General features: G+C 66.2%; 21 protein-coding genes and 3 tRNA genes. 13 read left to right on the plus strand and 11 right to left on the minus strand.

The features are described 5' to 3' along the window. The 3 genes from ACSVC7_RS19240 to ACSVC7_RS19250 form a co-directional block, all read right to left on the minus strand. On the minus strand, positions 1–145 hold a 145-nt coding region (locus ACSVC7_RS19240; protein ID WP_483508551.1), incomplete at its 3' end, for a transposase. Between the two features lie 363 nt (positions 146–508). After that, positions 509–976, minus strand: coding sequence for a hypothetical protein (locus ACSVC7_RS19245; protein WP_448205992.1), 468 nt, complete (start codon positions 974–976; stop codon positions 509–511). Next, a complete protein-coding gene (locus tag ACSVC7_RS19250; protein WP_448205991.1) occupies positions 927–1670 on the minus strand; it encodes a hypothetical protein in 744 nt (247 codons plus the stop codon). Before ACSVC7_RS19250 ends, ACSVC7_RS19245 begins: the two co-directional genes overlap by 50 nt. 429 nt (positions 1671–2099) lie before the next feature. Between ACSVC7_RS19250 and ilvD the strand changes: the two genes are divergently transcribed. Together ilvD and ACSVC7_RS19260 are read left to right on the plus strand one after the other, a co-directional pair. Beyond that, the gene (gene ilvD, locus ACSVC7_RS19255; protein ID WP_448205990.1) at positions 2100–3965 is read left to right on the plus strand and encodes a dihydroxy-acid dehydratase; all 1866 of its coding nucleotides are present in this window, start codon (positions 2100–2102) and stop codon (positions 3963–3965) included. A 271-nt stretch (positions 3966–4236) separates the two neighbouring features. Beyond that, a complete protein-coding gene (locus ACSVC7_RS19260; protein WP_448205989.1) occupies positions 4237–7344 on the plus strand; it encodes an ATP-binding protein in 3108 nt (1035 codons plus the stop codon). A 134-nt stretch (positions 7345–7478) separates the two neighbouring features. On the opposite strand, the gene ACSVC7_RS19265 is transcribed toward ACSVC7_RS19260, so the two are convergent. Next, positions 7479–7787, minus strand: a complete 309-nt coding sequence (locus ACSVC7_RS19265; protein ID WP_448205988.1) for a ribbon-helix-helix domain-containing protein — start codon at positions 7785–7787, stop codon at positions 7479–7481. A gap of 176 nt (positions 7788–7963) precedes the next feature. Between ACSVC7_RS19265 and ACSVC7_RS19270 the strand changes: the two genes are divergently transcribed. The 3 genes from ACSVC7_RS19270 to ACSVC7_RS19280 all read left to right on the plus strand — a co-directional run bounded on the left by ACSVC7_RS19270 (position 7964) and on the right by ACSVC7_RS19280 (position 10849). Then, positions 7964–8158, plus strand: a complete 195-nt coding sequence (locus ACSVC7_RS19270; protein ID WP_448205987.1) for a hypothetical protein — start codon at positions 7964–7966, stop codon at positions 8156–8158. A gap of 387 nt (positions 8159–8545) precedes the next feature. Beyond that, positions 8546–9496 (plus strand): sensor histidine kinase, encoded by a 951-nt coding sequence (locus ACSVC7_RS19275; protein ID WP_448205986.1) that lies wholly within the window; start codon positions 8546–8548, stop codon positions 9494–9496. Positions 9497–9592: 96 nt separating this feature from the next. Next, entirely contained in the window at positions 9593–10849 is a 1257-nt protein-coding gene (locus tag ACSVC7_RS19280) for a multidrug effflux MFS transporter (protein WP_448205985.1), read from the plus strand. On the opposite strand, the gene ACSVC7_RS19285 is transcribed toward ACSVC7_RS19280, so the two are convergent. Further along, positions 10846–11661 carry a molybdate ABC transporter substrate-binding protein gene (locus ACSVC7_RS19285; protein WP_448205984.1) on the minus strand — a complete coding sequence of 272 codons (816 nt, stop codon included), beginning with the start codon at positions 11659–11661 and terminating at the stop codon, positions 10846–10848. The genes ACSVC7_RS19280 and ACSVC7_RS19285 overlap by 4 nt on opposite strands. Positions 11662–11872: 211 nt before the next feature. Here ACSVC7_RS19285 and ACSVC7_RS19290 point away from each other — a divergent pair, with 211 nt between their 5' ends. Both ACSVC7_RS19290 and dusA read left to right on the plus strand, forming a co-directional pair. Beyond that, the gene (locus ACSVC7_RS19290; RefSeq protein WP_448205983.1) at positions 11873–13144 is read left to right on the plus strand and encodes a hypothetical protein; all 1272 of its coding nucleotides are present in this window, start codon (positions 11873–11875) and stop codon (positions 13142–13144) included. A 95-nt stretch (positions 13145–13239) separates the two neighbouring features. Then, positions 13240–14238, plus strand: a complete 999-nt coding sequence (gene dusA, locus ACSVC7_RS19295; RefSeq protein WP_448205982.1) for a tRNA dihydrouridine(20/20a) synthase DusA — start codon at positions 13240–13242, stop codon at positions 14236–14238. Here the strand turns inward: dusA and ACSVC7_RS19300 are convergent. Beyond that, positions 14219–14674: a DUF3429 domain-containing protein gene (locus ACSVC7_RS19300; RefSeq protein ID WP_448205981.1), complete on the minus strand. Its 456-nt coding sequence runs from the start codon at positions 14672–14674 to the stop codon at positions 14219–14221. The genes dusA and ACSVC7_RS19300 overlap by 20 nt on opposite strands. Positions 14675–14862: 188 nt before the next feature. Here ACSVC7_RS19300 and ACSVC7_RS19305 point away from each other — a divergent pair, with 188 nt between their 5' ends. The 3 genes from ACSVC7_RS19305 (at position 14863) to ACSVC7_RS19315 (ending at position 16913) form a co-directional block, all read left to right on the plus strand. Then, on the plus strand, positions 14863–16071 hold the full coding sequence (locus tag ACSVC7_RS19305; RefSeq protein ID WP_448205980.1) for an MFS transporter: 1209 nt from the start codon (positions 14863–14865) through the stop codon (positions 16069–16071). A gap of 324 nt (positions 16072–16395) precedes the next feature. After that, the gene (locus tag ACSVC7_RS19310) at positions 16396–16638 is read left to right on the plus strand and encodes a hypothetical protein (protein ID WP_448205979.1); all 243 of its coding nucleotides are present in this window, start codon (positions 16396–16398) and stop codon (positions 16636–16638) included. Positions 16639–16730: 92 nt separating this feature from the next. Then, positions 16731–16913: a hypothetical protein gene (locus ACSVC7_RS19315; RefSeq protein ID WP_448205978.1), complete on the plus strand. Its 183-nt coding sequence runs from the start codon at positions 16731–16733 to the stop codon at positions 16911–16913. A gap of 23 nt (positions 16914–16936) precedes the next feature. Here ACSVC7_RS19315 and ACSVC7_RS19320 read toward each other — a convergent pair whose 3' ends face one another. From ACSVC7_RS19320 to ACSVC7_RS19340, 5 genes are all read right to left on the minus strand, one after another. Next, positions 16937–17134 (minus strand): hypothetical protein, encoded by a 198-nt coding sequence (locus tag ACSVC7_RS19320; protein WP_448205977.1) that lies wholly within the window; start codon positions 17132–17134, stop codon positions 16937–16939. Between the two features lie 141 nt (positions 17135–17275). After that, positions 17276–17362, minus strand: a tRNA-Leu gene (locus ACSVC7_RS19325). 41 nt (positions 17363–17403) lie between these two features. Further along, positions 17404–17479: transfer RNA gene (locus ACSVC7_RS19330), tRNA-Ala, on the minus strand. A 64-nt stretch (positions 17480–17543) separates the two neighbouring features. Then, positions 17544–17630, minus strand: a tRNA-Leu gene (locus ACSVC7_RS19335). Between the two features lie 85 nt (positions 17631–17715). Further along, positions 17716–18150 (minus strand): helix-turn-helix domain-containing protein, encoded by a 435-nt coding sequence (locus tag ACSVC7_RS19340; protein ID WP_448205976.1) that lies wholly within the window; start codon positions 18148–18150, stop codon positions 17716–17718. Positions 18151–18603: 453 nt separating this feature from the next. Here ACSVC7_RS19340 and ACSVC7_RS19345 point away from each other — a divergent pair, with 453 nt between their 5' ends. The 3 genes from ACSVC7_RS19345 to rhmD all read left to right on the plus strand — a co-directional run bounded on the left by ACSVC7_RS19345 (position 18604) and on the right by rhmD (position 21696). Then, positions 18604–19050, plus strand: coding sequence for an SDR family oxidoreductase (locus tag ACSVC7_RS19345; protein WP_483508529.1), 447 nt, complete (start codon positions 18604–18606; stop codon positions 19048–19050). A gap of 64 nt (positions 19051–19114) precedes the next feature. Continuing rightward, entirely contained in the window at positions 19115–20503 is a 1389-nt protein-coding gene (locus ACSVC7_RS19350) for an MFS transporter (RefSeq protein WP_448205974.1), read from the plus strand. A gap of 14 nt (positions 20504–20517) precedes the next feature. Beyond that, positions 20518–21696 carry an L-rhamnonate dehydratase gene (rhmD, locus tag ACSVC7_RS19355; RefSeq protein ID WP_448205973.1) on the plus strand — a complete coding sequence of 393 codons (1179 nt, stop codon included), beginning with the start codon at positions 20518–20520 and terminating at the stop codon, positions 21694–21696. The last annotated feature ends 14 nt before the right edge of the window (positions 21697–21710 follow it).

The raw sequence follows: 21710 nt of genomic DNA on the forward strand, positions 1-21710 counted from the left end.
TCACAGACCTCGGGCGCCCAGTGTCAGCCTTCTTTGGCATCAGCGGTTCTATCAGTGACCATTCCTCGTCGGTCAGGTCCGTCGGATACCGCTTCGTCTTCTTCTCGATCTTGGCCATCCGGCCGCGCGTCGCTTCGGTCCACATACAAAGCTTGAATCACAACACGACCTCAGCGCCAACCCTTTTCAAACAGTCTCTTAGCACCTTTTGAGTCGTCACAGCGTAAGTCGATGCGGAATATAAACCACTAGTTCACATCAGTTCGCGCGTGCATAAAGCACTTTTGCGAATCCACAGGCGCGCATATAAATCAAGCCCCATAAGGGGCTTGATTTACGACAAATCTGTGTGAACTCTTTTGGGGAAGCTCACAGAGATCAATCCCCCGTCTCACGGATCGTACGCATGACATTCTTCACGAAACACTCCAACAGTTACTTGTGGACCCGTGCAGTTTAAAGAGCATTATGGGCGATCAGCAAGCTCGATGCAAGCCTATCTAAACTCTTATTTCGGTAAGGATAGCCGAAATTTGAACGCTTCGACGCTTGGCTGGCGATCGCACACCTCCGCAACGAGAAGCCTTTCACCAAGACGGATTGGAAACTCTTTCGACAGCCCCGCGGCTTCAATCAAAGCCCTGGGCAACCCCCTCTCACTGCACGAATACTCAAAGTATATTTTAGCATTTTTTGTATAACGGACCGGAACCCATTGGTGAAATTTTTCTGCAAGAAAGTATCCTTCATGTATAATTTCCACCTTAGCATCTTCTCCGGCAGCGATATTTATTTTCCAGTTAAGCATAGACCCAGTTAGCGGTATTGGAATAGGCAAGTCTGATTCTGCAACCTGGGACACCCCATCTATTTCCACGCGATGCAGCGCCCCAAGGCGATCCAGAGGAGGGTCGTACTTATCTCCTTCATCCGGCTGCATCCCAAACGTGATGCCTATCAGGAACACTAACATCATGTAGGAAATTCTTTGCTTTTGTTACAGAGTGTATTATAACACGGTAAGCTTTGCGGGATTTATCATATTCCACTATTTTATAAGTTCGCTCCACAGAAACGGAATAATATCCAACTTTTTGAACCGCCTGACACAGGTAATCGATTGACGCTAGATCCGTTACGTTAAATAGATTTGCTACTCTTTGCTGAAAGTTGTCCTCACCCGGCCGATGCAGGGAAACCGCAATACCAGCCAAACCGAACATTAAAAACGCCGCAAAGCCTGCAGTCCATGACTGATAAAAGCCGTACCAAAATCCAACTTGAGAAGCCCAATCAACCATAAACGAAAACACAAGAGTGGCAATAATAGAGGCAACAAACGCTGCAAGGACAAATTGAACAGGCCTCTTCCTAAGAAGACCTTTTGATATATCGATAATTCTTAACGAGAAGCGAGAAAAGTCTCGTTTCTCGTTATAAATCGAAAAACCCATTCCAAGGTTAAAGCTAACTATTGGAAGAATTATGCTTATTTGCCAGTAATCTTCAATGCGCGACCACCGAAAAAGAGAAACTGCGACGGCCGTAACTCCAGCAGAAATCATGGCAGCAATAGCTAAATCGCTATCCCTCCTCTGCACCCCGATACCAAAAGAAAACAGCAGCATCGAAAACATTGCCACTGAAGTATAATGAGCGTAGCTATACAACCAAGCCTCCATATGCATTAACTAGGGTGACTTTTGATAAGCATTCAACTTCACCGCAGCACATATTTGCGCATTATGCATCAAAGCCCTGCTTGCCGCCTCAGGTGAGGCTTTAAAGCGAACAATACAACTTAACAGAAGCCTTTCAGTCAGCGATTGAGCGCAAAACGTTTTGATGTTCCTTTTACCTCAATCGGCAATGCACAGGAAGAGGATATTTGTCCTTAACGCTCCATAAGGGATACATCCTTTCCATTTGATTACAAAAGCAGGCGTCTTCAGCGTTCCGCGGCGTTGAGCCCCGCTGTGCCTGCCGCAGCCCACCTATGCTCTCCCCCACAACGAGAGGTCTGGTTTCCGTCCTTCGGGATTGCTAGTGTTGCGGCCCCTATGCATCCGCACGCAATGTTTGATCCCTGAGGTGGACCCATGCCGCACTATCGCTCCCGCACTTCCACGCACGGCCGCAACATGGCGGGCGCCCGCGGCCTGTGGCGCGCGACGGGGATGAAGGACGGCGATTTCGGCAAGCCGATCATCGCCATCGCCAACTCCTTCACGCAGTTCGTGCCGGGTCACGTCCACCTCAAGGACCTGGGCCAGCTCGTCGCCCGCGAGATTGAGAAGGCCGGCGGCGTCGCCAAGGAATTCAACACCATCGCCGTGGACGACGGCATCGCCATGGGCCACGACGGCATGCTCTACAGTCTGCCGTCCCGCGAACTGATCGCCGATGCCGTGGAGTACATGGCGAACGCCCACTGCGCCGACGCGCTGGTGTGCATCTCCAACTGCGACAAGATCACGCCGGGCATGCTGATGGCTGCCATGCGGCTGAACATCCCGGCGGTGTTCGTGTCGGGCGGCCCGATGGAGGCCGGCAAGGTCAACTGGCGCGGCAAGACGAAGGCGGTCGACCTGATCGACGCCATGGTCGCCGCCGCCGATCCCAACGTCACGGACGAGGAAGCGGCGGAGATGGAGCGCGGCTCCTGCCCGACTTGCGGTTCCTGCTCCGGCATGTTCACGGCGAACTCCATGAACTGCCTGACGGAGGCGCTGGGCCTGTCGCTGCCCGGCAACGGCACCATCCTGGCGACCCACGCCGACCGCAAGGAGCTGTTCCTGGCCGCCGGCCGCATGGCCGTTGAGCTGTGCCGCCGCTGGTACCAGGAGGAGGACGCCACCGCCCTGCCGCGCGGCATCGCCACCTTCGAGGCGTTCGAGAACGCCATGACGCTGGACATCGCCATGGGCGGCTCCACCAACACGGTGCTGCACCTGCTGGCCGCCGCGCAGGAGGGCGAGGTGCCCTTCACCATGGCCGACATCGACCGGCTGTCGCGCCGCGTTCCCAACGTCTGCAAGGTCGCCCCGGCCGTGTCGGACGTCCACATCGAGGACGTGCACCGCGCCGGCGGCATCTTCGGCATCCTGGGCGAGCTTGACCGCGCCGGCCTGCTGAACTGCAACGTCGCGACCGTCCACGCCAAGACGCTGGGCGACGCCATCGAGCGCTGGGACGTCAAGCGCACCCAGGACGAGAGCGTCCACACCCTTTATAAGGCCGCCCCCGGCGGCATCCCGACCACCATCGCCTTCAGCCAGGAAAAGCGCTGGCCGGCGCTGGACCTGGACCGCGAGAAGGGCGTCATCCGCGCCGTCGACAGCGCCTTCAGCAAGGACGGCGGCCTCGCCGTTCTGTTCGGCAACATCGCGGAGAAGGGCTGCATCGTGAAGACGGCGGGCGTCGACGCCTCGAACCTCGTCTTCGCCGGGCCGGCCCGCGTCTTCGAAAGCCAGGACGCGGCGGTGGAAGCCATCCTGGGCGACAGCGTCAAGGCGGGCGACGTGGTCGTCATCCGCTACGAAGGCCCGCGCGGCGGCCCCGGCATGCAGGAGATGCTGTACCCGACCAGCTATCTGAAGTCGAAGGGGCTGGGCAAGGCCTGCGCCCTGGTCACCGACGGCCGCTTCTCCGGTGGCACCTCGGGTCTGTCGATCGGCCACGCCTCGCCGGAAGCGGCGCAGGGCGGAGCCATCGGTCTGGTCGAGGAAGGCGACCGCATCGAGATCGACATCCCGAACCGCTCCATCCGCCTCGCCGTCTCCGACGAGGAGTTGCAGCGGCGCCGCGACGCCATGAACGCCAAGGGGGCGGCGGCCTGGAAGCCGGCCAGCCGCAACCGTGTCGTCTCCCCGGCCCTGCGCGCCTACGCCGCCCTGACCACCAGCGCCGACCGCGGCGCGGTGCGCGACGTGAGCCAGGTGGAAGGCATCACCATCCAGCGCTGACGGCGGCAACTCGCCGGACGGGGTGCGACTCGGGACCGACTCGGGACCACCTTCTTCATAAGCGGTTTGTCGTATTTTGCGGCAATTCGATCGATTTGGGCGGCGCTGCAAGCATTTGCAGCGCCGCTTTTCCGTAATCACGGCCCAAACTGCATACTGATGTATGTGTCGGCGCACGCGGTCCGAAAAGATTGCGTGCAGATTGGTATGAAATCTACAAAGGTGAAATTGCATGCCCTAATATGTCAAAGAGGGCTCCGCGGGGGCTTCGATGGCGGACACACGCTCGAACTTGCCAGAGTTGTCGCAGGCGCAGCCGGCACCGGAACCGGCTGGGGCCGCGCTGGCGCGTGGAGATTCCGCGGGCGCGGAAACGAACGGTGACGCCGCCGTCCGCCGCACCCCGGCCGAGCGCAAGGTGCTCACCGTCCTGTTCGCGGACATCGTCGAATCCTCGACCATGGTGTCCGGCCGCGATCCCGAAGAGGCCGACCAGGCGCTTCTCAGCATCATCCGTATCCTGACCGCCGCGGTGAACCGCTACGGCGGCACCGTCGCGCAGGTGCTGGGCGACGGGATGATGGCGGTGTTCGGCGCCCCCACGGCGCTGGAAGACCACGCGCTGCGCGCCTGCCTCGCCGCCCAGGACATCGCCCGCGCCGCCATCGATTCCGCCGATTTCAAAGTGCGCGTCGGCATCAGCTCCGGCGAGGTCGTCGCGCAGGTCGTCGAAAGCGGCGTGTGGAGCGACTACCGCACCGTCGGCGAGACGGTGCACTTTGCGGCCAAGCTGCAGCAACGCGCCGAACCAAACAGTGTGCTGCTGAGCCGCGAGACACTGGACATGGTGCCGACCGGGCTGACGGTACGTCCCGCCGGGGTTTATCGCCTGTCCGCCACGGCCGAGCCACGACCGGTCTACGCGCTGGAAGCGGCCCATGCCATGCGCCGCACCGCCATGGACCTGCTGTCGTCCGAGTCCAGCCTGTTCGTCGGTCGCGAGCGCGAACTGGCGGAGTTGACGGACGCGCTGCGCAACGCCGAGGAAGGAACCGGCGCCTTCATCCTGATGACCGGCGAGGCCGGCATCGGCAAGTCGCGCCTGACCAGCGAACTGGCGCGCACCCCCGCCGCGCGCGGGTTCGGCGCACTGCACTGGCCGCAATTCCCGATCCGCCGCCTGGGCGAGCCCGACGATCTGGAGGCCGTGGCGCGCAGCCTCGTCCGGCTGGTCGCCGGCACCACCGGCGTCGAGGCTGCTGCCCTGGTGGCCGCTGCCGCGGAGCGGGGCGGCGGCGACCTGGCCGCCGAGGCGGTGCGCGAGCTGTTCGGCACGCCGTCCTTCCATCCGCTGTGGCAGGGCTTGGACCAGGCACAGAAGGTCGAATTCAGCATCGAGGGGCTGGTCGCCGCCATCCTCGATCTGTCCTTCGAACGACCGCTGCTGATCGTGGTGGAGGACGCGCACTGGACGCGCGGCCTGACCACCCGGCTGCTCAACGCGCTGGTGGGGGCGGTGGAGGAGGCACGGGTGATGGTGCTGGTCACCAGCCGGCCCGACACCCCCGGCGGCTGGACCCCGCCCGATCAGGTTCGCCGGATCGCGCTGGAACCGCTGGAACCGGTGCAGATCGACGACTTCCTCGACCACTGGCTGGGGCACCACCCGTCGCTGGCCGACCTGAAGGCGCGGCTGGCGGCGCAGAGCCAGGGCGTGCCGCTCTATCTGGAGGAATCGCTGCGCGCGCTGGAGGGGGCCGGTCGCATCGTCGGCAGCCCCGGCCGTTACGAGGCCGCCGATGCCGACGCCGCGCTGGTGCTGCCGGCCACGGTGCATGGGCTGCTGGCTTCGCGCATCGACGCGCTGCCGCCGGTCGCGCGGCGGACGCTGATGCACGCGGCGGTGCTGGGTACGTCGGTCGATCTGAGCCTGCTGCGGCAGATCGCGCCGGTTCCTTCGGCCGACCTGCCGGCGATCCTGGCGCGGCTGGAAGAGGACGGCTTCCTCGCCCGGTCCCGGTTGCTGCCGAATATGGAGGTCAACTTCCGCCACGCGCTGGTGCAGGAGGTCGCCTACGCGACCCTGACCAGACGCGAGCGGCAGCCCCTGCACGGTCGCGTCCTGCGTGCCCTGCGTGCCCGCCGCGAGCAGGAACTGCCCGGCCGGATCGAGTTGATGGCCCATCACGCCTTCCTCGCGGAGGACTGGGCCGCCGCCTGCGCCTATGGCCGCCGGGCCGGACAGCGGGCGGAAGAGCGCTGCAAGCACGCCGATGCCGGGCGCTTCTATGGGAACGCGCTGAAGGCGCTGGACCATCTGCCGGAAACCCGCCGCAACGCCCAGCGCCGGATCGATCTGTGGATCGCCGTCCCCCGCATTCTGCTGCCCCAGGGTGGGCGGGGGGCCGGCGATTTGCTGGAAAAGGCCCGCGCCTTGGCCGAAAGCTTTGGGGACCGAGGCCGATGCGCACGCGCATCGTCGCTGCTCGCGTCGTTCCAATGGGTCTACGGGGATTTGGAAGCGGCCAAGACGCTGAGCTTGAACGCCTTGGCGATCCTGAACGATTCGGACCGGCGCGACACGCGGGTTCAGCTTCTGGTCCGGTTGGGCGGCGCCTTGTACGAACAGGGCAATTTCCAAGAGGCCGATGCAGCGTTCAGGGAAGCGCGCGATTCCATTCCGGAAACGGATTTGCGCGGCCGCTATGGCCTGACCGCCGTAGCCGCCTCGTGCATCGCGTCGTACCGTTCCCGATGCTTGGCGGAACTTGGTGAATTGACCGAGGGCATCCGCATGGCCCAATCCGCCGTCAGCATCGCCGAGGACAGCGTCCACGCCTTTTCCACGGCGTTGGCGCAGCTTCACCTCGGGCTCGTCAATCTCATTGCCCAACGCTTCACGGACGCCATTCCAACGCTGAAATCGGCCCTGACGATCACCGAAGCGGTCCGACTTCACGTGTACCAACCGCTCACTCTCGGCGCGCTCGGTTACGCGTTGGTCAAGACCGATGCGTTCAACGAAGGAGCCTCCCTGCTTCTGGCAAGCCGCGAGCACGCGCGCATGCTGGGCATCAAACGTTCGGTGCCGCAGTTGCTCATCTGGATCGCAGAGGCATCACTTCGAGCCGGCCAAGCCGAGGACGCCCTGCAGAACGCCCAGGAAGCCGCCAACCTCGCCCACGCTGCCGGACAGTTGGCCGACGAAGCGTGGGCTCGCCTTGCATTGGCCAAGGCGCATGGGTCCTTGAATCAGCGCTCCGAAGCCGAAGAAGCGTTGCTGATGGCGGAAATGCTGGCAAACAGCCTGTCCATGAGGACGCTGGCCGACCGCTGCACCAAGGCACGCGCTACCGTCCTGGCAGTTCCCCACCCCTGATGCCGCGCTGACCGGGTCCGGCGCCAGAACGGCCCGCAAACACCGTGACGGCAAGACGGCGGGCGACCGGTCTCCGGTCAGCCCGCTCCCAACGCGCCCTCAGGGAAGGCGCATCGGCGTGCAGCGCACCCCCCTCAGTTGACGAGCGCCGGGGCGGAGCCGAGCCCCTTGCGGAAGTGATTCAGCACGTAGACCCGCACGCTGGTGGCGAAGGGAATGCCTTCGGTGCGGCTCTCGTGAATTTCGGTGCACAGGGCCTCCAGCGTCTTGCCCTCCTGCTGAGCGATTTCCTTCAGCCCATCCCAGATCGTTGCCTCCACCCGCAGGCTGGCGCGGCGCCCGCCGACCATCACCGACCGTGACACCACGGCGGGCGGAACGGTGAGGGAGCTGAGGTCGGCCATCTCGTCGAGGCTGCGGGGGATGCGGCGGTCCATCTTCATCGGGGCGCTCCTGGTTTCGGCATGACGCGCGTGCACGCGAACATGGGATTTTTACCCGCTCCACCACCTTCCGGAGTGTGAAGTTCTTCACAGTCCGAACAGCCCTCCTCGCCTGATGGTCTTGGCATACCGCGGTACTCGCCGCCCCAACAGACCTCAGGCAAGGAGCAACGTCCATGACCACCGCCATCAATCAGTCCGCCCTCGTCCGCGGCGCCGACGGCCGTCTGTTCGCCGTGTCCGCCCAGGGCGTGACCGAAGTGGCTGATCAGGCCGCGACCCTGAACGCCGGCGCCCGCATCGGCGACCGCCGCGGCTTCAACAACGACGACCAGCAGGCTGGCCGCTTCGTGATCACTCCGGGCCTCTAATCGGCGGGTTTACCCTTCGATTTCGGGCCGTGGCGGCCGGTATGTCCCTGGCCGGCTCGCCACGGTCCCGCCCGACTTCAAAAATCCAATTATCATCATGTCACCAGACCTGATGCCGCTCTAAAAAACACGCCGCCCAAAAAATTATTTTAAAATTTGACAATCTTATTGCTGCGATGAAAATTATTGCATCATTGGATTTAGAACTACACTTAATTGCTCGCCTGTTTCTCCGAATTCCCGCAACAAGATAACAACATCTTAGGGAATTGCGTCCGATCATCTGCGCGCATTGACAGCAGATCAGGCCGGCGGCGGAATGGACGCGATATCCTTATGAACCTTGGCAAGTTATCCGGGCTGCGCAGGCGCAGGATGCTTGGGTTCATGTTCGGAGCCTTGGCCTTTCTCGTCGCGCTGGCCGTGCGCCTGTCCATCGACGAGAGTCTTCCGCCGGGCTTTCCCTTCCTGACCTTCTTTCCAGCCGTCATCCTCACCACCATGCTGGCCGGGCTCTGGCCGGGCATCCTGACCGCCGTTCTGGGCGGGACCGCCGCCTGGCTCCTGTTCATCGACCAGCCGGACGGGGGTCTTGCCCTGACACCCGGCGCGCTGCTCGCGATGGGCTTCTACAGCTTCGTGGTGGCCGTGGACATCGCCGTCATCCACATCATGAACGTGGCGCTGGACCGGCTGGCGGCGGAGCGCAACCGCAGCGCCGCCCTGACGCGCCAGACGCAGGTGATGTTCGCCGAGCTTCAGCACCGCGTGTCGAACAACCTGCAAGTCGTCTCCTCCCTCCTCACCATCCAGCAGGCCAAGGTCGAGGACCCGGCGGCACGGCGCGCGCTGGAGGAGGCGTCCGGGCGCCTTGCGACGCTCGGCCGACTGCACCGCAAGCTGCACGATCCGAACCGCGGCGACACCAGCATGGCGGAGTTCCTGACCGACCTGTGCCACGACGTGCTGGACGGCGCGGGCGCCCGCCACATCCTGTGCCCGGTCGGCGCCGTCGACGTGGACATCCCCGCCGACCGGCTGATCCCACTGGCCCTGATCCTGACCGAGCTGGTCAGCAACGCGCTGGAACACGGCTTCGCCGACCGGCCCGGCGGAACGATTTGGGTCGATCTGCGGAACGGGGATGGCGACGGTCTTCTGGAACTGACCGTCCGCGACGACGGTGCCGGGCTGCCGGAAGGCTTCAGCCTGGACATGCCGACGAGCCTGGGGCTCCAGCTCGTCGAGGCCCTGGCCGCGCAGCTGGACGGGCGCTTCGGCATGGCCGGCAGCGCGGAGCGCGGCACCACCGCCACCCTGGTCTTCCGGGCCGGCTAGCGCGGAGCTCCTTTCCGGTGTCCATGTCCATTTGCGGATGGCGGGGCTGCGGCAATTCGAATTGCGGCCGGTGCGACGCCGGGTCACACTGGCGAAATGCCCAATTCTCCCCATTCCCCCGCGCGGACTGGCGACGTCCGCTTCGCCGAATTCGTTGCGCTGATGGCGCTGCTGATGGCGCTGACGGCGCTGTCCATCGACATCATGCTGGTCGCGCTGCCGGACATCGTGCAGTCCTTCGGCGTGTCCGGAGCGAACGACCGGCAGCTCGTCGTCACCGCCTACATGCTGGGCTTCGCGGGCGGCCAGCCCTTCCACGGGCCGCTGTCCGACCGGTTCGGGCGCAAGCCGGTGCTGGCGGCCGGTCTGGTCATCTTCGCGCTCGCCTCGCTGGGCGCGGCGCTCGCCCCCAGCTTCACCACGCTGCTCGCCGCCCGCGCCCTGCAGGGGTTCGGGGCCGCAGCCCCGCGCGTCGTCGCCGTGGCCATCGTGCGCGACCGCTTCGTCGGGCGCGACATGGCGCGGGTGATGTCCTTCGTCATGATGATCTTCATCATCGTGCCGATCATCGCCCCGGCGCTGGGCGAGGGGATCCTGCATCTCGGCACTTGGCCCTGGGTGTTCGGCGCGCTGTTCCTGGCGGCGGCCGTTGCCTTCGCATGGTCGATGCTGCGCCTGACCGAGACCCGGCCGCCGGAGGACCGCATGCCGCTGACCGCCGCGGCGCTGGGCCACGCCTTCCGTGTCGTGGTGACCACACGGGCCACGGTGGGCTACACGGTCGCCATGGGCTTCCTGTTCGGCGGGCTGCTGAGCTACGTCGGCAGCGCCCAGCAGATCTTCGTGGACGTCTACGGGCTGGGCGCGATGTTCCCGGTGGCCTTCGGGGCCATCGCCGGGGTCATGGCGCTCGCCTCCCTGACCAACGCGCGGCTGGTCGGGCGGCTGGGCATGCACCGGCTGTCGCACATGGCGCTGATCGCCTATGTCGCCACCGGTGCCGTGATGGCGCTGTTGGGCTTCCCGGAGCAGCCGCCGCTGCTCGGGCTCGGCGCCTTCATGGCGATGATCTTCTTCTGCTTCGGCCTGATCGCGCCGAATTTCAACGCCATGGCGATGGAGCCGCTGGGCCATGTGGCCGGCATGGGCTCGTCCTTCGTCGGCTGCTTCAGCACGGGGGCGGCGGCGCTGGTCGGCTGGCTGATCGGCCAGTCCTTCGACGGCACCGTCCGCCCGCTGACCATCGGCTTCGCCGCGTTGGGCGCGCTGGCGCTGGTCACCGTCCTGGTGACGGAAGGCGGCACGCTGATGCGCTCCCGCCATGTCCCGGCGCCCCAGCAGGCGGGGGATTAGGGCCTCGTATAGCCGTAGCTCGCCAGCACGGCCTGCCCGGACGGGGACTGGATGTGCTCGGCCAGGGCGGCGCCCTTCGCCGCGTCGCCCTTCTTCAGGATGGCAAGCCCGTAGACGGCGGTGACGGCCAGCGGTTCCGGCACGGGCACGACGGTCAGGACGGGCTCCTCCTCCACCGCTTGGCGGGCGTTGGTGCAGTAGGTGAGGAAAACGTCCGCGCGGTCCTGCTCCATCAGCCAGCCGAAGACGTTGCGGCCGTCCGGCGGGCGCGGGGAATCGGTGGCGCCGGTAAGCTGCATCGCCTTGGCGCGCAGCTTGTTGGCGGCGCCGGGACGCAACGCCTCGGCCTTGGCGAACAGCTCCCACGCGTGGTCGCCCGCCGGGTCGGCCTTCGGGGTCGAGGTGCCGACGCGCACCGACTGCTCCAGCAGCCGGTCCAGCAGCGTTTCCGGCGTCAGCGCCAGCGGCGGCCGGGCCAGCGCGCACATCGGGTTGCGGGCGAAGGGCCGCGCCGGCGTGGCAAGCCCGGCGTGGCTGAGGGCGCGCGGGTGCTCCATGGAGGTGGACAGGAACAGCTCCGCCGGTTCCCCCTTTTCCAGCCTTTCCCTAAGCTGCGCGGGGGTGCCGAAGGTCACCTCCACGCGAGCGTCCATCGTGGCCTCGAAATCCTTGATGATCTCGGTCAGGGCGGCCTTCAGCGGGGTCGCCGCGAACAGGCGGATGAGGTCCTCCGCCGAGGCCTCAGCCGGCCCGAGGGCGACGCAGAACATCGCCGCCACAGCGCCACCCAGGCGTGCCGCCCCGGTCCTCATGCGTCCCCCCGTTCGTACACAGCGCACGGGCGCATCATTTCCGGAATTCGGCAATTCCTGCAAGGTCGTCGCGCAAGCGCGGCACCCCGGAAGCGTCGATTTCTTACGCGACGGGGATCCGTCCGAAAGTCGGAGTGTTTCGGTTTGCAGTGCCGACCCGCACCCTTTTCGCGTAAGAAACCTGTCGCCACTTCCGGGAGGGAACCGTTCGATGGTGCGAAAGCGTAGCTTTGCCGCTTGGCTGCTGGCGGCCGGAATCGGCGCGGCGCCGCTCGCGGCGGCCCCTGCCCTGGCGGCGGACGCGCCCTCCGCCGCTCCCGCGCTGGCCGCCAAGGCTTGCGGCGTATTGGCCGCCCGCGTGGAGGAGATCTCCGGCTCCGGCCCGCTGTTCCTGCGCAGCTACGACAGCAGCTTCGGCATCGGCCAGACCTCCGAACCGGCGCTGGGCAACGCCGCCTTCACCTACGACAACGCGTTGGCGGCGATCGCTCTGGTCGCCTGCGGCAAGACCGCGCAGGCGCTGCGCATCGGCGAGGCGCTGCTGTCCGCCACGACGCTGGACCGCGCGCGGCTGAAGGGGCGGCTGCGCAACGCCTACCGCGCGGGCGCGCAGAATCAGAAGCCGATCCCGCCCATGGGCTGGTGGGACGTGACGGCGAACCGCTGGTTCGAGGATCCCTATCAGGTCGGCACGGCCACCGGCAACGTCGCCTGGGCGGGGCTCGCCCTGATGACGCTGGGCGACGCGACGGGCGAGACGCGCTTCCGCGCCGGGGCTGCGGAACTGGCGCGCTGGGTCGTGGAGCACACCCGCGACCCGCGCGGGCCGGGCGGCTTCAACGGCGGCGTCCAGGGATTCGACGACGCGCCGCAGCCGCTGACCTGGAAGGCGACGGAGCACAACACCGACCTCGCCGCCCTGTTCGCCTGGCTGGAGCGGACCCGCACGCCCGGCAATTGGCCGGAGGCCGGCAAGGCGGCGCGCGGTTTCCTCGACGCCATGTGGACGGCCGGCGAGAGCCATTTCCCGACGGGCACCGCGCCCGACGGGGTGACGGTCAACCGCGCGACCTCCGGCCTCGACGCGCAGCTCTGGCCGCTTCTGCTGCCGGGCGCGCCGGAAGGCTGGCGCGCGGCCCTGGATTATGCCGAGCGCGCCCATGGCGTCGATGGCGGTTTCGACTTCAACGACGACCGCGACGGGATGTGGGTGGAGGGCACCGCGCAGGCCGCCCTGGCCTACCGCGCCGTGGGCCGTCCCGCCGACGCCGACCGGCTGCTGGCCGAGGTCGCGAAGGAGGTCAGCCCCGGCGGATACATCTGGGCGACCCGTCCGGAGCGCATCACCACCGGCCTCGCCCTCGGGCCGGACAGCAAGACCGACGACTTCTACTACTACCGGCGCCCCCACCTGGGCGCCACCGCCTGGGCGGCGCTCGCGGCCGTGGGGTGGAATCCTTTTACGGGCGAAACGGTGAAGTAGAGCACCGCCCCTTGCTTTCAGGGGCACATTCCGCCAGATGAAGGCCCTTCCCGGATCGCCCGCAGACACACCCACAAACACGATCGTTTTTGCGCATGACCGCCATCGCCCTCAGCGTCGCCCCCATGATGGACTGGACGGACCGGCATTGCCGGACCTTCCACCGCCTGCTGTCGAAGAACACGCTGCTCTACACCGAGATGGTGACCACCGGCGCCGTGCTGCACGGCGACCGGGAGCGGCTGCTGGGCTATGACGCGGCGGAGCATCCGGTGGCGCTCCAGCTCGGCGGGTCGGACCCGGCGGAACTGGCCGCCTGCGCCCGCATCGCCGAGGAGTGGGGCTACGACGAGGTCAATCTGAACGTCGGCTGCCCCAGCGACCGCGTGCAGTCCGGCCGCTTCGGCGCCTGCCTGATGGCGGAGCCGGAGCTGGTCGCCCAGCTGGTCGGCGCCATGCGCGACGCGGTGTCCATCCCCGTCACCGTGAAGTCGCGCATCGCCATCGACGAGATGGAGGAATGGCCGACGCTGGACCATTTCGTCCGCACCGTCTCGGCGGCCGGCTGCTCCCATTTCATCGTGCACGCCCGCAAGGCCTGGCTGAAGGGCCTGAGCCCCAAGGAGAACCGGGACATCCCGCCGCTGCGCTACGACCTCGTACACCGGCTGAAGCGGGAAAACCCGCATCTGACCATCGCCATCAACGGCGGCATCCGCAATCTGGACGAAGCGGCGGAGCATCTGGTGACGCTGGACAGCGTGATGATCGGCCGCGCCGCCTACGAGACACCCTACATCCTGGCCGACGCCGACCGGCGCTTCTTCGGCGGCGCCCCCGGTCCGAGCCGCCACGCGGTCGTCGAGGCCATGGTCCCCTATGTGGAGGCGCGGCTGTCGCAGGGCGCGCCGCTGTCGGCGATCACGCGGCACATGCTGGGCCTGTTCCAGGGACTGCCCGGCGCGCGGGCTTGGCGGCGGCACCTCAGCGAGAACGCGCACCGTCCCGGCGCGGGACCGGAGGTGATGCTGAAGGCCGCCTCCCTGGTCCCGCACGCGGAGGCGCGGGAACCGGTCACGCAGCCAGCGGAATAAGCGTCGCCAGCGTCAGGCCGACGATCACGATCAGGCGCGTCCGCAGGGTCCCGAACCAGTCGGGATAGCGCCCCTCCCCGACCGAGCGGCGGTCGGCGGCCCAAGCCGCCGTGAAGGACAGGATCAGCACCAGCACCGTCAGCCCTTGCGGCAGAAGGGTCGCGAACCAGCCCAGAAGCGACGGGGTGATGCCCCAACCCAGCCAAGCCGGCCCGATGTCCTCCCCCTCCTGTCCGGCCAGCACCCGGCCCCAGTGGATGGCGCCGATGAAGGACAGGATCGCCACGGCGTAGACGATCACGGCCTGGAGGGCGGCGGCCCGCAGTTCCCCGCCCGTCGCCCAGGCCAGCGCCGCACCGCCTACGAAGGGGATCAGTCCCAGATAGGACAAGAGTTTCGCGTTTGCCGTCCGGCGGTCCGATTCGGGTATGGGCATGGGCACTCCTCGTCTTTTCCTCCCTGTACGAGCGGCGGGAGCGTCCGGATCACCCCGCTTTGTTGAAAAGACACCATGCCGTTCGCGCGCATGGGTGCCATGGCGACGTTGCCGTGCGCGATTCCGCGCCCGTTGCCCTACGCTTGGCAAACGTACGAATCGTCATCCGGCCGGCACCCATCCATCCCATGCGCCTTCTCATCCTGATCCTCGGGCTTGCGGGCTTCGCCAGCGCCTTTTCGCTGCGGGCGACCGACCCGATGCTGACCGTCATCGCGGCCGACCTGGGCGTTGGGGTGGCGGAGGCCGCCCTGCTTTCCTCCGCCTACACGCTGCCCTACGCGGCGATGCAGCTCATCCTCGGGCCGGTCGGCGACGCCATCGGCAAGACGCGGCTGATCCGGCTGTCGCTGGTGGTCCTGACGACCGGCGTCGGGCTGTCCGCCCTGGCGCCCGGCTATTATGGCGTGCTGGCGGCGCGCGTGCTGGCCGGCGCCTTCGCGGGCGGCATCATCCCGGCCTCCATGGCGCTGATCGGCGACCGCGTGACCTACACGGAGCGGCAGTTCGCCATCAGCCGCTTCCTGCTGGCGGTCATCCTGGGCCAGATGTCCGGATCGGCCGTAGCCGGCGCCCTGGCCGAGGCGGCGGGCTGGCGGGCGGTGTTCGGACTGGCCGCGGCGACGACCGGAACCATCGCCCTGATCGCTGCCTTTGGCTTGCGTGGCGAGCGGGAGGCGCGGCACCCACTGTCGCTGGCCGACGCGCGGCGGCGCTACGCCTCCGTGCTGGCGAACCCGGCGTCGCTCTGGGTGTTCGCCACCGTTGCGGCGGAAGGGCTGCTGATCTTCGGCGTGTTCCCCTTCGTGGCGCCCATGCTGGCCGGCCATGGCGCCACCGGTGCCTTCGAGGCGGGCGTCACCATCGCCGCCTTCGCCATCGGCGGTGTGCTCTACAGCATGGTGGTGCGCCGGCTGCTCGTCCGGCTGGGCCAATGGGGCATGATGCGGGGAGGGGGACTGCTGTGCGGCGCCGCCTATCTGGCGATGGCCGCCCCGGTGCCCTGGCCGGTGGTGTCGGTCCTGTTCCTGGTGGCCGGCTTCGGCTTCTACATGCTGCACAACACGATGCAGACCCAGGCCACGGAGCTATCCGCCACGGCGCGCGGTTCGGCGCTTGCGCTGTTCGCCTCCGCCTTCTTCCTGGGACAGGGGATGGGGCCGGTCCTGTACGGCGCCGTGGCCGCCCACACGGGCCTGAACGCGCTGTTTCTGGGTGCCGGGCTGCTCATCGCAGGGCTGGGCATCGGGGCCGTCCGGCCGATCCGCGGGCACGCCGTTCAGATATCCCCAAAAGCTGTGGATAACTCTGTTGGCGAATCGAGGGGTAACCCTTAGGAGAGGCGAGCCCTCAAGGGTTCGGCGGGCTTTGCACAGTTTTTGGGCAGCCCGAAAATCCGCGGCAATCAAGGATTTTTTCGCGCTGCCGGCCGGAATTCGCGAGCACCAAGCGACAATTCGGTGTCAAAGGGAGAGTCAAGCGAACGATGCGCCAGCCTGTGAACAACTGCGCTTGACAGGGCCGGCGCGCCCCGTTTGCTGGCTATACCATCCATCGCGTCTCCCCCGTTTCGAGAGCCAATCCCAAGCTCTTGCACGACGGCGGCACGACAACGTGGGCAACGCCTTGCGCGCGGGCCGGGGCTGCGGCATCTTGCCACCATGTTCACCGTCAGCGAATCCGAAGCCGAAATCATCCGCCAAGCCTTCCACGAGCGTGGGGAGTGGGCTGCCGTCGTGGAACTGCGCCGGCTATTTCCGGTGTTCTCGAACAACCCGGAGGCCTTGCGCTGCGTCCGCGCCATAGCGGGCTGGACGCCGGTGACGTCCCCGGTTGTGGAAAAGGTCAGCGTCTTCCGTCGGCGGGAGACTGGGCCTTCGGGGAATCCACACGCCCAAAAGTAATACCGACCGGATTATGGTGGATTGGCGATGGCGTGAACGCGCGGATTGGTGGTAAAAGTGCCCGTTACTTCACAGTCCCCGCGCATAAAGCCATGACCGGCCTGACCCATACCGACCGCATTCTGCTCCGCACCGCCCTGAAAGCTGCCAAGTGCGGCGACGTGCCGTCCGTGGGCATGCCGACGGGCACGCTGGAACGGCTTCTCGCCTATCTGGCGGAACTGGAAAGCGCGCAGGCCGCCACCGCGACCGCTCGCCAAACCGGGGCGACCTGACGCCAAAATCCTTATCGGGCGGTTTACGGATTGCGGTCGGCGGTGTCGTCGCGCGGGTCACCGGTTTGCCGGCGATCGTTCCGGGACGAATCGTCGGGGGACCGGGAATCGGACGCTTCTTCCCGTTCGCGCTGCCGTTGCCACTGGTCGAACTTTTCCGGATCGGTGACGAGGTCGATGACGGACGGTTTGTCGGTGCGGTCGTTGTGACGCGCTGGCATGAACGCCTCCATCGGTGCTTCATGACGACAACAGCGCAGACACCCCGAACGCCCCACCGGATCCGCAAAAGAGATGGGGCGGCGTCCAACCGGGGTCGGAAAAAAGAAAAAGGGGCCGAAAGGCCCCTGATTTTTCGAAGATGGTGCGGTCGAGAAGACTCGAACTTCCACAGCATTTCTGCCACAGCGACCTCAACGCTGCGCGTCTACCAATTCCGCCACGACCGCATCGCGCAGGCCCGCAGGCCGCGAACATCCGAACCGAGAGTTGGTGGAGCCAAGGAGGATCGAACTCCTGACCTCTACAATGCCATTGTAGCGCTCTCCCAGCTGAGCTATGGCCCCACAATACTCTCAAACACAGCACTCTCAAACATCCAACACGCCTTCCCCAATAAAGGAAGAGTGTTGGTGCGCTTGGAGGGACTCGAACCCCCACGGCCTTTCAGCCACTAGGACCTGAACCTAGCGCGTCTACCAATTCCGCCACAAGCGCAACTCTTTGCTTTCGCTCCCGCGTCTCTTGGGGTGACGCGGGAGCGCTGATATAGCCGGGCCAATGCCCCCGCTCAAGCAAAATCTTACGTGCCCAGCACTTTCTTTTTCAGGGGTACGGATTCCAGCCCCAGCGGGTCGCCGCTGTCCCGCAGCGCCCGATCGCGCGCGCGTTCGGGCAGGCAATCCAGAAGCCGGTAGGCCAGCCCCGTATCGGTCAGCGAGCGCTCCAACAGCGTGCGCGCCACGATCGAGATGCGGTCGATGATGCGGTCGCGGTTCGGGGCCTCGCCCACCGCCTGCCAGAAAGCTTCCGCCTCGGCCAGGGTCACTGCGTGCCGCTGCCGTTCCAGATCGCGCAGCACCTTGTCCAACTGCTCGACGACGTCGGTCCGCGTCAGATTGCGCTCGGCCCGCGAGACGCGCGCCTGCCCGCAGCCCGCCATGTCGCCAAGCTGCGCCTGGGTCAGCCCAAGGCGGAGGCGTCGTTCCATGATCTGGTAGTTCACATCCGGCGCCATCGGCAAAAAATGTCCCAGAACCGTAATTGCATATCGGGGTATGATATAGCGGCTCCTGCCGCTCAGCCAGTCGGCATCGAAAAATTCCGGGGGCATCTTGCCGCAGTCGCTACCCCGCACATCTCGAAAAGGGTCACGCCTTCGGCGCACCCCGCAAGGGCGCCTGCCTACACCCTTCCCACTTTCGCGCGGGCGCGGATTCGTTGGTACTCTGACCTTGCCTTCAAGGCGTGTGTCTCCCTGTTTTGCACCTCCCCACCCGCCGTCCTTACGGACGGCGGGTATTTCTTTGGGCCCACCCGCCGCCCTTCCGGACGGCGGGCATTTCTTTGCAAAAGGCTATCGGTTTCGAGCCGCGCGCTTGCGGCGGAGCTTCGCCTTGCGCTGGCTCTTGCGACGTTCCGCGCGGGTGTCGTTCGGGTTTCGCCGTGTCATTGTGATGCCCTCCTTCCAATGGTTTCCAGTCAGGTGGCCCACGAACCGGGTGCGGACAGGCCGCCTTTTGGGAGACCCCCTTGCCGGGCGGTGGTGCCGCACATGATCCAGCGCGGCTACGGGCGCATCGTCAACGTCGCCTCCATCGCCGGGAAGGAGGGCAACCCCACCGCCTCCCACTACAGCGCGTCGAAGGCCGGGCTGATCGCGCTGACCAAGTCGCTGGGCAAGGAGCTGGCGACCAAGGGCATTCTGGTGAACTGCATCACCCCCGCCGCGGCGAAGACCGACATCTTCGCGCAGATGAAGCAGGAGCACATCGACTACATGCTGTCGAAGATCCCGATGAACCGCTTCGTCCAGGTGGAGGAGGTGGCGGCGATGATCGGCTGGCTGGCGACGGAGGACTGCTCCTTCACGACCGGCGCCGTCTTCGACATTTCCGGTGGCCGCGCCGTGTACTGACCGCCGCAAGCCGACCAGGGCGCACAACAAGAACACAAGCGCCCTTCAAACCGAGGAAACGCCCATGTCCGCGAACATGTCCGCGAACGCATCCGCCGTTCCGGCGCCCACTCTGCTCGACCGCACGGTCGGCAAGGTGCAGGCCCGGCTTTTGCCCTTCCTGCTGCTGATGTATGTGCTGGCCTTCCTGGACCGCGCCAACATCGGCTTCGCCAAGAAAGCCTTTCAGGTCGACACCGGCATCGGCGACGCCGCCTTTGCGCTCGGCGCCGGCATCTTCTTCATCGGCTATGCGCTGTTCGAAATCCCCAGCAACCTCGTCATGCACCGCGTCGGCGCCCGCGCCTGGATGTGCCGGATCATGGTCACCTGGGGCCTGATCTCCGCCGCCATGGCCTTCGCCCATTCGGAGAGTGCCTTCTACTGGCTGCGCTTCCTGCTGGGCGTGGCAGAGGCCGGCTTCTTCCCCGGCGTGATCCTGTACCTGACCTACTGGATTCCGGGGAACGCGCGCGGCCGGGCCATGGGCCTGTTCTACTTCGGCGCCCCCATCGCCTTCATCTTCGGCAGCCCGCTGTCCGGCTTGCTGCTGGACCTGCACGGCGCCGCCGGCTTGGCCGGCTGGCAGTGGATGTTCATCGTGGAAGGCATCCTGGCCTCCGTCGTCGGCGTCTGGGCCTTCTGGTACCTGGACAACCGCCCGAAGGACGCGACGTGGCTGACCGCCGAGGAGAAGGACGCCCTGAACGGCGCCATCGGGGCGGAGGAAGCCCACAAGCACGCCCACGGCCCGAAGAGCGTGCTGACCGCCCTGTCCAACCCGCGCCTGCTCTACCTCTGCGCCATCTACTTCCTGATCCAAATGAGCGTCTACGGCGTGGTCTTCTATCTGCCGACCCAGGTCGCCGGCCTGCTCGGCAAGAAGATCGGGTTCGAGGTCGGGCTGGTCACCGCCATTCCCTGGATCTGTGCGCTGGCCGCCGCCTACCTGATCCCGCGCTGGTCCGACCGCACGGGGGAGCGCCGCGTTCCCGCCGCCCTGACGCTGGCCGTGTCGGGCATCGGCATCGCGGTGTCCGTCGCCACCAACTCCCCGCTGATCTCGCTGCTGGCGCTGTGCGTCGCGGCGGCCGGCTTCATCGCCGTGCAGCCCCTGTTCTGGACCTTCCCCACGGGCTATCTGGCGGGCGCGGCGGCGGCCGGCGGCATCGCGCTGGTCAACTCGCTGGGCGCGCTGGGCGGCTTCGTTGCCCCGAACGTGAAGACCTGGGCGGAAAGCGCCTTCGCCTCCAGCGCCGCCGGCCTCTACCTGCTGGCCGCCACCACCCTGCTGGGCGCCCTGCTGTTCCTCGGTCTGAAGGCCGTCGGCCTGTCGGAACCGGGGCTGCCCGCCCACCCCTCCTCGGACGAGCTGCGCAACGTGCGCACCGTCACCCCGCAACACCAGCCGTAATTGGAAGTGATCCCATGAGCGTGCCGACTATCCGACAGCTCCGCGCCTTCACCGTTCGCGGCGGCGGTGCCGACTACCACGACCAGGGCGCCGACCACTGGATCGACGACCACATCGCCACCCCCATGAGCAAGTACCCGGAATACCGGCAGAGCCGCCAGACCTTCGGCCTGAACGTGCTGGGCACGCTGGTGGTGGAGGTGGAGGCGTCCGACGGCACCGTCGGCTTCGCGGTCACCACCGGCGGCGAGATCGGCGCCTGGATCGTGGAGAAGCACCTGTCCCGCTTCGTCGAGGGCCAGCGGGTCACCGACATCGAGAAGATGTGGGACCAGATGTTCAACGGCAGCCTGTTCTACGGCCGCAAGGGCATCGTGCTGAACGCCATCTCCGGCGTCGATCTGGCGCTGTGGGACCTGCTGGGCAAGGTGCGCGGGGAGCCGGTCTACCAGCTTCTCGGCGGGCCGGTGCGGGACGAGCTGCAATTCTACGCCACCGGCGCGCGGCCCGACCTTGCCAAGCAGATGGGCTTCATCGGCGGCAAGCTGCCCCTGCACCATGGCCCCGCCGAGGGGGAGGACGGGCTCCGCAAGAACCTCGCCCTGCTGGCCGACATGCGGGAGCGCGTGGGCGACGATTTCTGGCTGATGTACGACTGCTGGATGAGCCTGGACCTGAACTACGCGACCCGCCTCGCCCAGGGTGCCAAGGCGTTCGGCCTGAAGTGGATCGAGGAGGCCCTGCCCCCCGACGACTACTGGGGCTACGCGGAGCTGCGGCGCAACGTGCCCAAGGGCATGCTGGTCACCACCGGCGAGCACGAGGCCACCCGCTGGGGCTTCCGCATGCTGCTGGAGATGGGCTGCTGCGACATCATCCAGCCGGACGTGGGCTGGTGCGGCGGCATCACGGAACTGATCAAGATCTCCGCACTGGCCGACGCGCACGGCGCGCTGGTCGTCCCGCACGGGTCGAGCGTCTACAGCTACCACTTCGTCGTGACCCGGCATAACAGCCCCTTCGCCGAGTTCCTGATGATGGCGCCGAAGGCCGACAAGGTCGTGCCGATGTTCAACCCGCTGCTGCTGGACGAACCGGTGCCGGTCAACGGCCGCCTGAAGGTGCCCGAAACTCCGGGCTTCGGCGTGCGCCTGAACCCGGACTGCGCGCTGGCAAGGCCGCACACGCACTGAGTGAGCGTCGATAT

Source organism: Azospirillum mesophilum (assembly GCF_053470405.2).

What these genes read in the sequence shown, in the direction of transcription:
- ACSVC7_RS19245 (WP_448205992.1), bottom strand. Translation starts at nt 976, where the DNA reads ATGATGTTAGTGTTCCTGATAGGCATCACGTTTGGGATGCAGCCGGAT.
- ilvD (WP_448205990.1), top strand. Translation starts at nt 2,100, where the DNA reads ATGCCGCACTATCGCTCCCGCACTTCCACGCACGGCCGCAACATGGCG.
- ACSVC7_RS19260 (WP_448205989.1), top strand. Translation starts at nt 4,237, where the DNA reads ATGGCGGACACACGCTCGAACTTGCCAGAGTTGTCGCAGGCGCAGCCG.
- ACSVC7_RS19265 (WP_448205988.1), bottom strand. Translation starts at nt 7,787, where the DNA reads ATGAAGATGGACCGCCGCATCCCCCGCAGCCTCGACGAGATGGCCGAC.
- ACSVC7_RS19270 (WP_448205987.1), top strand. Translation starts at nt 7,964, where the DNA reads ATGACCACCGCCATCAATCAGTCCGCCCTCGTCCGCGGCGCCGACGGC.
- ACSVC7_RS19275 (WP_448205986.1), top strand. Translation starts at nt 8,546, where the DNA reads ATGTTCGGAGCCTTGGCCTTTCTCGTCGCGCTGGCCGTGCGCCTGTCC.
- ACSVC7_RS19280 (WP_448205985.1), top strand. Translation starts at nt 9,593, where the DNA reads ATGCCCAATTCTCCCCATTCCCCCGCGCGGACTGGCGACGTCCGCTTC.
- ACSVC7_RS19285 (WP_448205984.1), bottom strand. Translation starts at nt 11,661, where the DNA reads ATGAGGACCGGGGCGGCACGCCTGGGTGGCGCTGTGGCGGCGATGTTC.
- ACSVC7_RS19290 (WP_448205983.1), top strand. Translation starts at nt 11,873, where the DNA reads ATGGTGCGAAAGCGTAGCTTTGCCGCTTGGCTGCTGGCGGCCGGAATC.
- dusA (WP_448205982.1), top strand. Translation starts at nt 13,240, where the DNA reads ATGACCGCCATCGCCCTCAGCGTCGCCCCCATGATGGACTGGACGGAC.
- ACSVC7_RS19300 (WP_448205981.1), bottom strand. Translation starts at nt 14,674, where the DNA reads ATGCCCATACCCGAATCGGACCGCCGGACGGCAAACGCGAAACTCTTG.
- ACSVC7_RS19305 (WP_448205980.1), top strand. Translation starts at nt 14,863, where the DNA reads ATGCGCCTTCTCATCCTGATCCTCGGGCTTGCGGGCTTCGCCAGCGCC.
- ACSVC7_RS19310 (WP_448205979.1), top strand. Translation starts at nt 16,396, where the DNA reads ATGTTCACCGTCAGCGAATCCGAAGCCGAAATCATCCGCCAAGCCTTC.
- ACSVC7_RS19315 (WP_448205978.1), top strand. Translation starts at nt 16,731, where the DNA reads ATGACCGGCCTGACCCATACCGACCGCATTCTGCTCCGCACCGCCCTG.
- ACSVC7_RS19320 (WP_448205977.1), bottom strand. Translation starts at nt 17,134, where the DNA reads ATGCCAGCGCGTCACAACGACCGCACCGACAAACCGTCCGTCATCGAC.
- ACSVC7_RS19340 (WP_448205976.1), bottom strand. Translation starts at nt 18,150, where the DNA reads ATGGCGCCGGATGTGAACTACCAGATCATGGAACGACGCCTCCGCCTT.
- ACSVC7_RS19345 (WP_483508529.1), top strand. Translation starts at nt 18,604, where the DNA reads ATGGTTTCCAGTCAGGTGGCCCACGAACCGGGTGCGGACAGGCCGCCT.
- ACSVC7_RS19350 (WP_448205974.1), top strand. Translation starts at nt 19,115, where the DNA reads ATGTCCGCGAACATGTCCGCGAACGCATCCGCCGTTCCGGCGCCCACT.
- rhmD (WP_448205973.1), top strand. Translation starts at nt 20,518, where the DNA reads ATGAGCGTGCCGACTATCCGACAGCTCCGCGCCTTCACCGTTCGCGGC.